The sequence below is a fragment of the Cellvibrio chitinivorans genome (assembly GCF_035117775.1).
GTDB classification, from domain to species: domain Bacteria; phylum Pseudomonadota; class Gammaproteobacteria; order Pseudomonadales; family Cellvibrionaceae; genus Cellvibrio; species Cellvibrio chitinivorans.
Window position 1 is genome coordinate 222,590 of the sequence record NZ_JAYKKN010000001.1, and the last position, 14,511, is coordinate 237,100.

At 47.4% G+C, this 14,511-nt stretch carries 16 protein-coding genes; 6 read left to right on the forward strand and 10 right to left on the reverse strand.

The window, feature by feature from the left end:
* Positions 1 to 19: 19 nt before the first annotated feature.
* Positions 20 to 2,074 carry a bifunctional diguanylate cyclase/phosphodiesterase gene (locus SPL68_RS00970; RefSeq protein WP_323813195.1) on the forward strand — a complete coding sequence of 685 codons (2,055 nt, stop codon included), beginning with the start codon at positions 20 to 22 and terminating at the stop codon, positions 2,072 to 2,074.
* A 35-nt stretch (positions 2,075 to 2,109) separates the two neighbouring features.
* Here SPL68_RS00970 and SPL68_RS00975 read toward each other — a convergent pair whose 3' ends face one another.
* The 3 genes from SPL68_RS00975 to nudE all read right to left on the reverse strand — a co-directional run bounded on the left by SPL68_RS00975 (position 2,110) and on the right by nudE (position 4,015).
* Positions 2,110 to 2,325, reverse strand: a complete 216-nt coding sequence (locus SPL68_RS00975) for a hypothetical protein (protein WP_323813196.1) — start codon at positions 2,323 to 2,325, stop codon at positions 2,110 to 2,112.
* Between the two features lie 198 nt (positions 2,326 to 2,523).
* Entirely contained in the window at positions 2,524 to 3,396 is an 873-nt protein-coding gene (gene cysQ, locus SPL68_RS00980) for a 3'(2'),5'-bisphosphate nucleotidase CysQ (protein ID WP_323813197.1), read from the reverse strand.
* Positions 3,397 to 3,436: 40 nt separating this feature from the next.
* Positions 3,437 to 4,015, reverse strand: coding sequence for an ADP compounds hydrolase NudE (nudE, locus tag SPL68_RS00985; protein WP_323813198.1), 579 nt, complete (start codon positions 4,013 to 4,015; stop codon positions 3,437 to 3,439).
* Between the two features lie 44 nt (positions 4,016 to 4,059).
* On the opposite strand from nudE, the gene yrfG reads away from it, so the two are divergent.
* The 3 genes from yrfG to hslO are packed head-to-tail and all read left to right on the forward strand — an operon-like array spanning position 4,060 to position 6,074.
* Entirely contained in the window at positions 4,060 to 4,722 is a 663-nt protein-coding gene (yrfG, locus tag SPL68_RS00990; RefSeq protein ID WP_323813199.1) for a GMP/IMP nucleotidase, read from the forward strand.
* Positions 4,719 to 5,144 (forward strand): RNA-binding S4 domain-containing protein, encoded by a 426-nt coding sequence (locus SPL68_RS00995; RefSeq protein WP_323813200.1) that lies wholly within the window; start codon positions 4,719 to 4,721, stop codon positions 5,142 to 5,144. Before yrfG ends, SPL68_RS00995 begins: the two co-directional genes overlap by 4 nt.
* 24 nt (positions 5,145 to 5,168) lie before the next feature.
* Entirely contained in the window at positions 5,169 to 6,074 is a 906-nt protein-coding gene (gene hslO / locus SPL68_RS01000; protein WP_323813201.1) for an Hsp33 family molecular chaperone HslO, read from the forward strand.
* 91 nt (positions 6,075 to 6,165) lie between these two features.
* Here hslO and dbpA read toward each other — a convergent pair whose 3' ends face one another.
* Entirely contained in the window at positions 6,166 to 7,545 is a 1,380-nt protein-coding gene (gene dbpA / locus SPL68_RS01005; RefSeq protein ID WP_323814294.1) for an ATP-dependent RNA helicase DbpA, read from the reverse strand.
* A gap of 114 nt (positions 7,546 to 7,659) precedes the next feature.
* Between dbpA and SPL68_RS01010 the strand changes: the two genes are divergently transcribed.
* Positions 7,660 to 8,478, forward strand: coding sequence for a MipA/OmpV family protein (locus SPL68_RS01010; protein WP_323814295.1), 819 nt, complete (start codon positions 7,660 to 7,662; stop codon positions 8,476 to 8,478).
* 29 nt (positions 8,479 to 8,507) lie between these two features.
* On the opposite strand, the gene SPL68_RS01015 is transcribed toward SPL68_RS01010, so the two are convergent.
* A complete protein-coding gene (locus SPL68_RS01015; RefSeq protein WP_323813202.1) occupies positions 8,508 to 9,116 on the reverse strand; it encodes a class I SAM-dependent methyltransferase in 609 nt (202 codons plus the stop codon).
* Between the two features lie 107 nt (positions 9,117 to 9,223).
* On the opposite strand from SPL68_RS01015, the gene SPL68_RS01020 reads away from it, so the two are divergent.
* A complete protein-coding gene (locus SPL68_RS01020; protein ID WP_323813203.1) occupies positions 9,224 to 9,946 on the forward strand; it encodes an acyltransferase in 723 nt (240 codons plus the stop codon).
* 16 nt (positions 9,947 to 9,962) lie between these two features.
* Here the strand turns inward: SPL68_RS01020 and SPL68_RS01025 are convergent, their stop codons facing one another.
* The 5 genes from SPL68_RS01025 to ubiH form a co-directional block, all read right to left on the reverse strand.
* A complete protein-coding gene (locus SPL68_RS01025; protein WP_323813204.1) occupies positions 9,963 to 10,508 on the reverse strand; it encodes an NUDIX hydrolase in 546 nt (181 codons plus the stop codon).
* Positions 10,509 to 10,529: 21 nt separating this feature from the next.
* A complete protein-coding gene (locus tag SPL68_RS01030; RefSeq protein WP_323813205.1) occupies positions 10,530 to 10,847 on the reverse strand; it encodes a DUF3301 domain-containing protein in 318 nt (105 codons plus the stop codon).
* 156 nt (positions 10,848 to 11,003) lie between these two features.
* The gene (locus SPL68_RS01035; RefSeq protein WP_191968498.1) at positions 11,004 to 11,213 is read right to left on the reverse strand and encodes a cold-shock protein; all 210 of its coding nucleotides are present in this window, start codon (positions 11,211 to 11,213) and stop codon (positions 11,004 to 11,006) included.
* 285 nt (positions 11,214 to 11,498) lie between these two features.
* Entirely contained in the window at positions 11,499 to 11,873 is a 375-nt protein-coding gene (locus SPL68_RS01040) for a hypothetical protein (protein ID WP_323813206.1), read from the reverse strand.
* Between the two features lie 92 nt (positions 11,874 to 11,965).
* Positions 11,966 to 14,500: a 2-octaprenyl-6-methoxyphenyl hydroxylase gene (gene ubiH / locus SPL68_RS01045; protein WP_323813207.1), complete on the reverse strand. Its 2,535-nt coding sequence runs from the start codon at positions 14,498 to 14,500 to the stop codon at positions 11,966 to 11,968.
* Between the last annotated feature and the right edge of the window lie 11 nt (positions 14,501 to 14,511).

A 14,511-nucleotide genomic window follows, 5' to 3' on the forward strand; every position in this document is an offset into this window, starting at 1 on the left:
CTGTTGTGAGCGAGTTTCCATGAAAAGTTCGTTGCTCTTAGATACAGCAGTGCCCTCACTGCTGGCTGCCATGGATGCGTTAACGCTCGAACCGGATTTTCAGATTTTTTTTAAAAAAGCCGCCGCCGCGGTGCGCACCCTGTTGGGCGCCGATGGCACTGCTTTAATTTTGCTAGATGAAGAAACCCAAACCTTTGAATATAAATTGTTCGAAGGTGAGCAGCAGCATTTGCTCAATGCGTTCAAGGGCTTTCGCTTTTCATCCAAGACCGGCACCTCCGGGCGTGTGCTAACCAGCAAAACCAGTATTTTTACGCGCAATTATCCAGGTGCGCCCGATGCAATGGGGCAATTGGTCGATGCGGGCTTGCAATCCAATCTGGTGATTCCGCTTATCTCGTCCGACAAAGTATTGGGTGTGCTCGCTTCCTCCTGGTTTTCGCACACTGGCTCGGTCGCCAATGTATCGCCGCAATTGCTCACACTGGCAGAGCGCATTGCCAGCCAGATTGCCGTGGCCTGTCATCGCGAACAGCTGGAAAGCCAGCTGCGCTCACTCGCAACTATTGATCCTTTAACCAAGCTGCTTAATCGCCGCGGCATTTTGGATTGCGTTGATAACAGCCTGGAAAAGCTCAAACGCTACAATCGCAGCTTTGCCTTATTTTTTATCGACGTAGATGGGCTTAAATCCGCCAACGATCATTGGGGGCATGAAACCGGCGACATACTTTTACGCGATGTCGCCCAGCGTTTAGCGGATGTAGTGCGCAAAGGCGATCAGGTTGGGCGTTTGGGCGGCGATGAATTTTTAATTGTTGCCGAGTGCGATGAATCCCATATTGATATTCTCGCCAAACGTTTTTTGCAGGCGCTGCGTATTCCCTATGGTCAAGGCCGTAAACGCGGGCGTTTGAGCGGCAGCATAGGTGTAGTGCTTGCCCCACAAGACGGCGCAGATGAAATCAATTTGCTGCGCAAAGCCGATGCCGCCATGTACATTGCAAAAACTCAGGGCGGCGATCGTATTCAGCGCGCCTCGCGCAAAGCGGAAGTCGCGCAGGACTCTCAAATCTCGATTGTGGATGTAGAGGGAGCACTGGAGCGCAATGAACTGCAACTCTGGTATCAACCTATTTGCCAATTGCAGGATTTATCTGTCGTCGGTTTTGAAGCACTGTTACGCTGGTGCAAACCCGATGGCGAGGTCATCAGCGCAGGGCCAATTATTCAAGCATTTGAAACGGCGCGCGGCGATTTAGAGTTTCGTTTGGGCAATTGGGTGTTGCGTGAAGCGGCGCGTCAGATGCTGCTGTGGAATAAAAATTCGCTCACGCCCGATATTCATATCAATATTTCTCCGCGCCACTTTTTGCATCCTTCCTTTTTATTGGAGCTGCAAAATCTCTGTGAGCAGCAACCAGGTTTTGGCGAAGCTCTGATAATTGAAATTACCGAAACTGCAATGCTGGAAGATTTGGAGCGCGCCAAACGTATCATGCTGCGCTGCCGCGATTTGGGTGCACGCATGGCGGTAGATGATTTTGGGACAGGTTATGCATCGCTGACTTATATCAAACGCCTGCCGCTGGACATGATTAAAATTGACCGCTCTTTTGTCGCTGATTTACCAAACAACAAAGTAGATTGGGATATCACCAAAGGCATAGTTTCCATCGCCCACGCATTAGGCTTGGCGGTAGTTGCCGAAGGTGCGGAAGAATTTGAACAGATTGGCAGCTTGCGTGAATTGGGCTGCGATCAGGTGCAGGGATATTTTATTCACCGACCCATGCCATTTACAGAAGCCAATGAATGGCTAAAGCAAAAAACATCGCGTGTGGCCATGCGGGAAATACATGCTGCATCAAACGCATCGGCAAGAAAAATAAATGCCGCAGCAAATGATGAGAAAGAATTTGCGAGAGATGTGAAGGACGCGAAAGAAAAGCCGCGTGGCACGGCATCTGTGATTAATAACAATTACCTGTCAGTTGCAGCGCGGCAAATCCAACAGGCATTTGACCCGCGTTTCAGTATTGCGCCGCGCACTAAAAATTGCGGCAGCGCATAACGCAGCATCAGACACAGTATTGTTTTAAATACAGTTTAATAGTGCACAGGCAATCGTTTTAACATTGCCTGACGCGCAGCTATCAGGTCTTTGTAGGTTTGAATCATATTGAAATTGACTTGATTGCCATTCAATTTCAATTCGGAAAGATTGCGTTCGTAATCTGATATTTCGCGCATCAGTTTGTCACGCATCAAATCAGAGTGCTTGGTGTTGAAATCCGCTTTTAAGTTTTTGCTTTCTCTTCTCATTGTAAAACTCCCTAAGAACAAAATATGCATCGTAAGTATGTGACATTAATTCTGTTTCGCTTTTAGCTCCTGCCTAGTGAAGACTAGACCAAAGACATAACAATTAACCACCTTGAACTTAGAATATTTTATTCTCGGAACACCAGAGATTCGGTTATAAAGCAAACATTAGCTGGCAAAACTTTTCCCCGATAAAACCTATTCTCCCGACAAAAGTCCTTCCCAATCGAAGTGTTTATCGCCCAGCGCATAAAAATGCGGATTGAGCAGATCATCTCCCAAGTTATACACCAGTGCAGGCAAATCAGGCGTTGCGCGCACAACACGCCCACCCGCAGCCTCCAATACCGCCTGTGCGGCTGCGGTATCCCATTCCGATGTCGGCGCCAACCGAGGATAGAAATCGGCGCGCCCCTCTGCGATCACACAAAATTTCAGCGAGCTGCCAGCATTGGTCGTTTCTATTTCGCCCGGCCAACGGCGGGTGATGGCAGTCATCAAATCCATAGTTTCCTGAGTACCATGCCTGTGACTGAGCAATACGGTAAAGGCCCTGGCTTCAGAAAAGCGCTCCGGCAGTGACCGCACCGCAATCGGTTCACGATTTTTGCCCTGGATATATTTGAATGCCCCAAGGCTGCCGGGGTCGCGCGCATCCAACACGCCCAGATAAGTCACATCCGTAACCGGCACATGTACTACTCCCAAACGGGTGCGATTTGCTTGAATCAGGGCGATATTGACCGTGAACTGGCCATTACCGGCGATAAACTCTTTGGTGCCATCAAGCGGATCGACCAGCCAGTAAGTATCCCAGTGTTGGCGATCCACAAATTCGGGCAACTCCCCCTCTTCCGAAATAATCGGCACCGGCAGCAACTTGGGCAGTTCGGCACTGATTAGCTGATGCGCCGCCAAATCCGCCGCAGTCAAGGGCGACTCGTCAGTTTTATGCTCGATGTTGTAACTCTCGCGATTATTGTAAATCGCCATAATTGCTGCGCCCGCGCGACGACTAAGATCGACCAGTTGGTCGATCATGTCTGTTGTGACGGGATGGTTATTGTTCATCTGCTGCCTCTCCTGTTGTCTCTCTATTGCCCATTAAAAGTCAGGGCAAATCCACTGTTGGCTCAGTAACAGGATAGTTCCCCGCCAGCCATTCACGTGCCATAAATAGGGCGGCGATACTACGCCCTTCGCACACATCGGCGCGCACGACCAGATTCATCAAATCCGACAAAGGATATGGCACCACTTCGATGGGCTCAGGCTCATCCCCCTCCAAACGCTCGGGGTACAGATCCCACGCCAACACGATATTGATGCCGTGCTCCATATAGGCGGGCGATAGGTTGATGCGCTTGAGAAATTGCAGCTTGCGTGCGCCATAGCCCACCTCTTCTTTCAGCTCACGGTTAGCGGCATCCAGCAGGTTTTCCCCCTGATCAATCGCCCCTTTCGGCAGCGCGAGGTGGTAATCCTCCAATCCGACCGCATATTCACGCACCAAAAGCACCGTATTTTCGTCGAGCAGGGGTACAATAAGCACCGCCCCCGGCCCACCCGAGCAGAGTTTTTCATAGGTGCGCTCTTCACCGTTACTAAATCGAAGGTGGATTTCATCGGCGCGAAACAGACGGCTGCGCGCCACTGTGGATCGTTTCAAAATGCTGGGTTTGGTCGGCATAGGTAGCATCAATAGAATGTGTAAAAAGTGGTAGAGACAATTTTATGATCAATTGGGACTTAATAGATACCGTCATGCTGGATATGGATGGTACCTTGCTCGATCTGCATTTCGATAACTTTTTTTGGCTGGATCACCTGCCCCGCCGCTATGCACAAATTCATAATGTTGATCTCACCAGCGCGCAACAAAAATTAGCCGGGGACATTCGCCAGCACGAAGGAACGCTCAATTGGTATTGCCTAGAGTTTTGGTCAACTGCGCTAAATGTCGATATCACTGCACTGAAAGAAGAAATCAAACACAAAATCCAGATTCGCCCTCACGTCGGCGAATTTTTGCAGCAGCTGCGCGCACGCGGTAAAAAAATCCTGCTAGTGACCAACGCACATCCACACGGCTTATCGCTTAAAATGCAAGTGACCAAAATCGATCAATGGCTGGATGTGATTATTTCATCGCACGAATTTAAAGAGCCAAAAGAATCGCAAAAATTTTGGCAAGAATTGCAAGCGCGTGAGCAGTTTGATCCTGAGCGCACCCTGTTTATCGACGACACAGTGCGCGTGCTGGATTCAGCTAAAGCATTTGGCATCAAACATCTGCTGGGTATTCATCAACCTGACAGTAAAACTGAACGTCGCATGGAGCAATATCCAGCGATTCACCATTTTGACGAGATAATGCCATCGGCAATTCATTCATGAGTAAAGCAAAACACGAACAGGAAGACGAAAAAATCCGCATCGACAAGTGGCTCTGGGCCGCACGTTTTTTCAAAACCCGCAGCCTCTGCAAAGAAGCTATCGATGGCGGAAAAATTCATTGCGATGGCCAGCGCATCAAACCCAGCAAAGAAGTGACTGTTGGCTTGGTGTTGACCATACGCAAGGATTTGGATGAGAGAGTGATTGTTGTAAAAGCGCTATCCGATCAACGCCGCGGCGCACCAGAGGCAGCACTCTTATATGAAGAAACCGAAGAGAGCATAACCGAACGCGAAAAACGCGCCGCTGAACGCAAAGCTGGCCTTGGTAGCTACATCATCAGCCATCAGCGCCCCAGTAAAAAAGATCGCCGCCACATACATCGCTTTCAGCGAATTAATTTATTGGGCGACGAAAACTAGAATTTTTTGTTAAGAGATTAAGCAATGCCAAGCAACGATTTACTGCACCGTTTTTTATTTGATGACTGCGATATTCGCGGCGAAATTATCACGCTGGGCGATAGCTATCGTGAAGTGCTAAGCCACAACTCACACGCGCCCGCTATTCGTCGCTTACTCGGTGAATTTCTTGCCGCCGTGGGTTTGTTATCCAGCACATTAAAGTTTGATGGGAAAATTATTTTGCAAGCGCGCGGTGACGGCCCGCTCAGCACAATTATGGCTGAATGCAATCATCACAACGACTTGCGCGGCATAGTGCGCACCAATGCCGACATAGCGCTTAGCGATGAACTTGCCGATCATGGCAACTTGCAACAGCTGCTCGGCAACAGCGTACTGGTGATCACCATAGAGCCACAACGCAGCGAAAATTTCAGCGGAAAAATTGAGCGCCACCAAGGCATAGTACCTATGGATGCAGATAACCTTGCAGGCTGCCTTGAACACTACTTCCAGCAGTCAGAGCAACTGCCAACCCGGCTGTGGTTCGCCGCCAGTAATGACACTGTCACTGGCTTTTTGATTCAAGCGCTACCACAACAATTAATCACCAATAGCGAAGATAATCGCGACAAATGGGAAACGATTAATGCTCTGGCAAGCACAGTTAAAACCGAAGAGCTGCTAGAACTGGATCATCAAACTGTATTGTTCCGTTTATTCAACGAGCATCCATTGCGCCTGTTTGAGCCTAAAAACTTACGCTTTGCCTGTAGCTGTTCGCGCGAGCGTAGCGCAAATGCACTGCTCTCTATTGGCAAAGAAGAAGTGGAGGAATTGCTGTTGGAAAAAGGCAGCATCGATATCGACTGCCAATTCTGCAACCAGCATTATCATTTTGCCGCCGAGGAAGTACGCCAGTTGTTAGGTGGCGATATATTGCACTGATCGATCCAAACCTAAAGTAGGCCGCAAAATAAAAAACGCACTCTCGCAATGAGAGTGCGTTTTTTATTTTCAGGATATTTATTTAAATATTTTATTTAAGCTTGCGTGCGCGAAATTTTCTGCCTTTCAACTTTCCATCGGATAACTGTTTTAACGCGGCACGCGCAATACTCTGATCAACCGCAACATAGGCGGTGTAATCAAACATATCGATTTTGCCAATTTTTTCAAATGGCAGACCGGCATCCTTAGTTAAGGCGCCGATAATATCACCGGGGCGCAGCTTGTCTTTCTTACCGCCATCAATATTCAAGGTCACCATTGCAGGCTCAGGCAACAGCTGGGAGCTTAGACTGGGGAGAGCCTCTAAGGTAATCGACTGTTTCATGTAATCTTCAAGGCGATTAATTTTGTGCACTTCTTTTTGTACAACCAGACTCAACGCCAAACCCGATTCGCCCGCACGGCCGGTGCGCCCAATGCGATGCACATGCACTTCACTATCGCGCGCCAAATCCACGTTGATAACGGCATCCAAACCTTTGATATCAATACCGCGTGCAGCAACATCAGTTGCGATCAATACCGAACAACTTTTATTGGCAAAGCGCACCAAGACCTGATCGCGCTCTTTTTGTTCAAGATCACCGTGTAACGCCAATGCACTTACACCTTGATCGCGCAAGTAATCCAATAATTCATCACAAGCAACCTTGGTATTACAAAATGCGATGGAACTTACCGGGCGATAATGCGCGAGCAAAGTGAGAACTGCGGGATAGGATTCATCAGTCGTTTGCAGCTCAAAAAAATGCTGCTCGATATTTGTTTCAGTATGAATAGCTTCCACTTTCACCATCTGCGGATCGCGCTGATAGCGGGCGCTGATTTTTTTAATATCATCCGGGTAGGTCGCTGAAAATAATAGCGTCTGACGCTCGGCATTACAGGCGGCTAAAATAGTTTCCAAATCATCCGCAAAACCCATTTCCAACATACGATCCGCTTCATCTAACACCAGCTGATTGATGCTATCGAGTTTTAATGTTCCTTTCGCGATGTGATCAACAATACGACCAGGTGTGCCAACAATAATGTGCGCGCCTCGCTCAAGCGAACCTATTTGCGGACCAATCGAAACACCACCGCATAGCGTCAACACTTTTACGTTGTGTGTTAAGCGTGCAAGGCGACGAATTTCTTTGGCGACCTGATCCGCTAATTCGCGTGTTGGGCATAGCACTAATGCCTGCACCCCAAAAAATCGCACATTTAATTTTTCCAATACTGGAATACTAAAAGCAGCCGTTTTTCCGCTACCGGTTTTTGCCTGGGCGATAATATCTTGCCCTTGCAATACCAGCGGTAAACTTTGCGCTTGAATTTGGGTCATCTCGCTATAACCAAGGGATTCAAGATTAGCGAGCATGTCTGCGCTCAGTGGCAGTGAAGAAAATGCAGTGGTAGTCACGGGAGTCTCTGAAGAGTCAATAATTGCGTAGATAATGGCGGCAGAATACCAGTAAAATTCGTGCAAGTCGCCCGCCAATCGGCACTAACAGATTTCCGGATTAGATCATTGAATATGCAATTACATCGTTTATGGAAAGCCATTGCCGTCCCATTTTTACTTGCAGGCGTTTTTAATAACGCTGCTGCGCAAGATGAAACTGAAAAAAAATGGGAAATTGGTGTCGGAGTCGGTGCTGTGTCAGGCCCGGATTATCGCGGCTCCGATGAATATCGCAATTTTATTAGCCCTATCCCCTATGTTGTCTATCGTGGAAAAATTATTCGCTCGGATCGGGAAGGTATTCGCGGCAATTTTTTACGCACCGATCAATACGAATTTACTTTTAGCGCAGCAGCAGCAATTACTCCCGATGCCGATAAAAATACATTGCGCGAAGGTATGCCGGAGCTGGGCTCTACCTTGGAATTAGGGCCATCATTTAATATCAATTTAACTGGCGCCAACCTCAGAGAAGGATGGTACGTACAAGTTCCCTGGCGAGCAGTTTTTGCGATAGGCGCAGATGAATCCGGCTATATTGGCTCAGTCTTTCAACCGCAATTAGTATTTCAACACGCATTCAGCCAGTGGCGTTTTAGCTATCGCGCCGGCGTTTCATTCGCAAGCGACAGCTATCATGATTACTACTACGAAGTAAAACCAGAATACGCAACCGAAACTCGCAGCTATTTTGATGCAGATGGCGGTTACAGCGGCTGGCACAACAACATCGCATTTAATCGCCAATTTAATTACAACGGTATTAACACGCGACTGGCGCTATTTATTCGCTACGACAATATTGTCAACACTAATTTCAGCAACAGCTCACTAGTAAAAACTGATCACGTTTACCGAGGTGGATTTGCTTTTATTTGGGTGATTAAATAAAAATTCCAGCTTTTATAAACGACGCTTTTTTATACACGGCGTAACAATCCCAATGTTTTAATTAACGGCAGCGCTTCAAACAAACCGGATTGCTGCGCTAACTGCCAAATTTCAAATGGCGGGCGACCGCCATCCGCAGGGTTGGGGAACACATCGTGAATTGCGAGCCAGCCGCCGCGTACAACATGCGATGCCCAACAGCGATAATCATTTAATGCTGCTTCCATGCTGTGCCCGCCATCAATAAAAACCATTGATAAAGGTGTTGTCCAATGGCGTGCAGCCAGTGTTGATGGCGCCACTACTGGCACCACACAATCCTCCAAGTTTGCACGTAACAAGGTGTGACGAAACTCGCGAAAGCTATCCATTTTCCCGAAGTGATTATCGTAGAGTTCCGGATCATGATATTCCTCACCCAACTGATGCTCTTCTGATCCGCGGTGATGATCAACAGCAAACAAAACATTGTTTGTTTTTTTACAAGCGCTACCGAGATAGACAGTGGATTTCCCACAGTAACTGCCAATTTCCAAACAGGGGCCAAGGGATGCAACGCTCAATGCATACTCGTAAAGTGCAGCCCCCTCTTGTGGATCCAAAAAACCTTTTACTGAATTTATATCAATTGGCAGCATCGTTTCTCTCGCTCATAATCATGCAATTATTCTAACAGACAAGATCAACCAATTTGCACGGTTATCTTATTCAAAATTAAATCACCCTATTTCACTTCAAAAAACCTATGCGCCGAAGCAATACACCCTATTTGATTAAACGCATCTGCAAGGCCATCAACCAATGGTATGTAAAACGTTTTATCGCACCGCAATTTGACAGCCTTGGCAGCATTCCTGAAATCGCTCATCCACGCAGCTTGGTTATTTTTGGCCGCAATATTCATATGGGAAAATATGCGCAAATTATTTGCGCAAGCGATAACTGTGTGCGCCTTACAAGCTGGCCAAGCAAACAAGCCGATGCGGAAATTATTATTGGTGATTATTGTTTGATTTCACCAGGCGTGCGTATCTCATCCGCAAAATCCATTCGCATTGGCGACAACTGTATGCTCGCTGCCAATGTCATCATTAGCGATAGCGACTGGCATGGAATTTATAATCGCATCCGCCCGTTTCGCTGCACCAAACCGGTAACGATTGAGAATAATGTATGGCTGGGCGAACGGGTAATCGTCAACAAAGGTGTGACTATTGGTGATAATTCAGTGATTGGCGCAGGCTCAATCATCACCAAAAGTATTCCTGCAAATTCTGTTGCGGCGGGCAATCCGGCAAGAGTAATTAAAACAATCAATCCAAATCGAAGAATGTTAAAACGGGAATTGTTATTCAGCGATCCTGAACATTATTTTTATAATCAGGATCAGCTGGATAAATTTATGCTGGGGAATAATGGCTGGTTAAATTGGTTGCGCTCACTAATCAAACCTAACATTGATGATTAAACGCATAGCTCAATAATTATTTAAGATCGAGAGCAATTCGTAGCAGCGCTGCAACTGAAATACCATCGGTGATTTCACCGCGTTTTACCATTTCTATTGCATCAACCAGCGGAAGGTTTTTTACTTCAATATCTTCAGTCGCTTCAAGCTGCTGCTCTCCCGCATACAAATTGCGTGCGACAAAAACCACACAGAATTCGTCAGTCACTGAATTGGACAAATGCATAGTCATTAATTGCTGCCAATCATTTGCACACAGGCCAACCTCTTCTTCCAACTCGCGCTTGGCAGCGTTTAACGGCAATTCACCTTGCGGGCAGCCGCCTTCAGGAATCTCCCATGTGTATTGATTCAGCGCATAGCGACTTTGTTTTACCAGCCAGGTGTTGCCTTCATCATCAATAGGCACAACACCTATGGCTGTATTTTTAAAATGCACCACCCCATAAATTCCATCGGTACCTTTTGGAGTGATCACTTCATTGTGCGTGATATTAATCCAGGGATTGTCATAAACCACTGTGGATGTTTTTGTTTTCCAGCCGCCAACTTTTTCACTCATTTAATACAACTCCAATGAATGTTAATGCACACGATGTGGATCAAGCTCAACCTGGGTAATGCGCGAGCCGAGCATAATTACACGACCAAAATAGCGGTCGGAGCCAGATACAGTAAATTCGAAATAAAATGCCCGCCACAGCGATAACTTACCTTGCTCGTTACGCTTGAACCACAGGCGACGCAAGTAGACAGTTTCATCCAACAACTGCACCTGCATTTCCTCGCAGCGTTTTTGTGCCGCGAGATAGGCGCGATCTTTTACCAGAAGCGCGCCGCGCCAGTAATAAATGGCAAGCACAATCACTGTGAGCCAAAGGACAGATTGCAAATCAAACATGGAGGGAGGCCGATAAGAAAAACGACAGGAGCTATTCACCAGCGATTAGGGTGAATAGGGTGTAAGAGAGGCGGCTGGCGACATAGCAAATATCACCAGCCCTAAAACAGCAAAGGGTGATTGATCACTCAATCACCCTTTTGTAGCTCACTCAAATTAGAGTGGAGTTACGTTTTCTGCTTGTGGACCCTTTTGACCTTGGGTTACTTCGAAAGTCACTTTTTGACCTTCTTTCAAGGTTTTACGGCCAGTGCCGTTGATTGCGCGGAAGTGAACGAATACATCTGCACCGCCTTCACGCTCAATAAAACCATAACCCTTGTCATCGTTGAACCATTTAACAACACCAGAGACTAGATCTGACATAGCTTCCTCATCTTGCATTTAAAACGTCAGCGTAGCTGACCGAACAAAAAAACCGACTTTACTAAAAGCCAGAGTGAAATAGCTTGTAATAAAGCTATTGCTCAGGTCGGGTACGTCCAAGTGTCTTGAGCAAGCAATCGGTTGTCTTACAAAAGTCTAGTCTTGGGGCGGATCTCAATCTGTAGCGGTTCAAAATTAAAACACTCGACCAGATCGAGTCAAGCAGTTATCGGCGAATTTAGAGAATATCGACACTTTTTGTAATGCTGTGTATGAGGCACACAATTAATCGGGCATTTTTGGGCTGTCGGATTTTTCTTTGCCATTATTTTGTGCAGCTTTTGCAGTCGCTCTGCCCAGAGTTTCGTGCAAAAACAGTGCAACGGGAATTAATGCAAAGCCAATCATCATCACATGACGTTTAATGCTTTGAAATTCATAACCTTGTTTTGCCAATTGATAACACGCAAGCGCCCAAGCCGCTGCAGCAAAGTATCCCCAGCGCTGTTGCTTAAAGACACCATAGGCAATTACCGCGGTGACCGCTGCTAAAAAAAAGCCGTAAGCATTTAGAAATGAAATAAATCCACCAACAGCTGCAATTAAAATAATTAACAGCAGCACATTTAATACGTTTGCAACAATCATCAGTTTCGACATAAAAGCTTCTTCAAAAATGTTACTTTTCTACACCATACAACTGCAGAACTGCAGAACTGCAGAACTGCACTCAAATAAAACCACCTTGTATTTCAAGAAACCCCCAAGGCGGTGTTGATAATAATTTTTTTGATCGCTGCGACTGAATTTAGCTGACGCATACCGGTGTTGCGCAGCCAGTTGGCAGCGAGTGTGCGATTGCCAAATAAACGCTTGAAACCTTCCATTGCCGACATCATCCCCAAGTTCCCCGCTAATCGTTGACGTTGGTAGCGACGCAAAATGGAATAGTCGGCAAGAGGGATTCCACGCTCCAGTGCGCGTTCGATTTCCTGCGCGAGCGCGATCACATCCAGCAGACCTAAATTCACGCCCTGCCCCGCAAGTGGATGAATGTTATGTGCGGCATCGCCCACTAAGGCAATTCCCGGCTGGATATAAGAAGTAGCATGACGCTGGCGCAGGGGAATGGAGTAGCGTTTATCACAAGCGATGACCTTGCCCAAGCGCGCTTCAAATGCATCGGTCAGGCGCATGCAGAAATCAGCATCGTTCAAGCTCATCAACTCTTGCGCGAGCGCATCATCGGCCGACCAGACAATCGAACATTGATGCGCATCGCCTTCATTTTGCAAAGGCAAAAACGCCAGAGGGCCGGTGTGCATGAATCGCTGCCAGGCGGTAAATTCATGCGGATGCTCAGTGCGCACAGTGGTAATAATCGCCTGCTGACCGTAATCCCATTCGCGCGTAGCAAAGTTACCCAGCTCACGCACTTTGGATTGCGCACCATCAGCGGCAATCAACAGTGCTGTGGTAATTTCATTGCCATTGGATAACTGCACACGCACTTGCGGGAATTCCGGTTGCGCCGGAATCACCTGCACAACTGCCGCAGGTTGAATCAAAACAATATTCTTGTGCTGCGCCATACGCGCGCGCAGTTGATTCACGATCACCGAGTTTTCAACAATATGCCCGAGATGTTTTTGCTGCACTTCTGCGCAATCAAATTCAATCGCCGCCGTGCCTTCGCCGTCCCATACTTTCATTTCGCGATAGGCGCAAACGCGCTCGGCGACAATGCCATCCCAGCAGCCAATATCCGCCAGCAATTGTTGCGATTTATGTGTGAGCGCAACAACACGCGGGTCAAAATTATCGCCACTAAAATGCGGTAACTCACTGCTGGCTTCAATCACCGCGATACGTAAATTCTGCGCAGATTCTGTTTGTGCGATGGCACAGGCAAGAGATGCACCGACTAAACCGGCACCGACAATTACCAGATCGTAATCGTGCAGATCAGATTGCGATTGATCAAATCCGGCTGACGATTCCACTGCAACTTTTTCATCCGCAGACTCAGGCCCATCAACCGCATTTAACAGCCATTGAAATTGGCGCCCCGCCGTTCCCATGGTTTGCGCGATCAATTGTTTTTTAATCAGCGGGATGGATTCAATACTGAGCAAACCGAGATGACGCATGGCGATCAGCGGCAATTGATCGTTGGAAAATAAACGTACCAACTTATCGCTGAATTCGATGGTGAGTTGTTGATCCAGAAATTGCCTGTCGATATAACGCTGCAACAGCGTTAAATCGCCAAGTGATTTTTTCTCTGCAATACCTTCGCGCAAGGTTTCAACCAGACACGCACAATCGCGCAATGCCAAATTAAAGCCCTGCCCTGCGACAGGATGTAAAAAATGCGCGGCATTGCCGAGCAACACTACATGCGAGCGAATTTGCTCTTGTGCTAACACCAATTGCAAAGGATAAGAATAGCGCTTGGCAACGCGCGTAAACTTCCCTACACGATAACCAAAACGCTCCTGTAAATGCGCCAGAAATTCTGCGTCACTACAGGATTGAATTGCCTCTGCATCAGCCGTAGGCAGTGTCCACACCAGTGCTGATTGCTGCGCATTAACTGATTCACCCAAAGGTAAAAGAGCGATTGGCCCTTGGTCAGTAAATCGTTCAAACGCAACGCCTTTATGTGGCTCGGAAAATTCCACATTGGTGATGATCGCCGTTTGCCCGTATTCGCGCACTTGAGTACCAATACCCAATTGGCGGCGCACCGCGGATTCACCGCCATCAGCAACAACAGCAAGCGCGGTTTTAATTGCAAAGGTTTGTGCGTCAGTCGTAATACTGAGCAAAGCGCCATCAAGCTGCGGCGTTAATCCGGTGACTTTTGCCGGAGAAAAACACTGGATATTGGCTTGCGCTTGCACATGGCCAAGCAACACCTTGCCCAACCATGCGTTTTCAATGACATAACCAACTGCATCGAGATTATTAGCAGCGGCATCAATCACCCCACCTAAAAAATGTCCTCGATCTGAAACATGTACCTGTGCAATCGGGGTGATGTGTTGCTGCAAAATATTCCACAAACCCAACTCACGCAAAATTGCCGCAGTACCGAAAGAAAGTGCGGTTGAACGCGCATCAAAGCTGGATTGAAAATGGAGTTCATCCGATTGTGCAAACGGCTGAGCTTCGATTAGCGCAATACGCAATTGCGGCTGACTGGCGGCAAGCAAACTGGCGAGACTTGTGCCCACCATGCCGCCGCCGATAATGGCAACATCAAATTCGAGTAATTGGGTCATCAACTTGACCT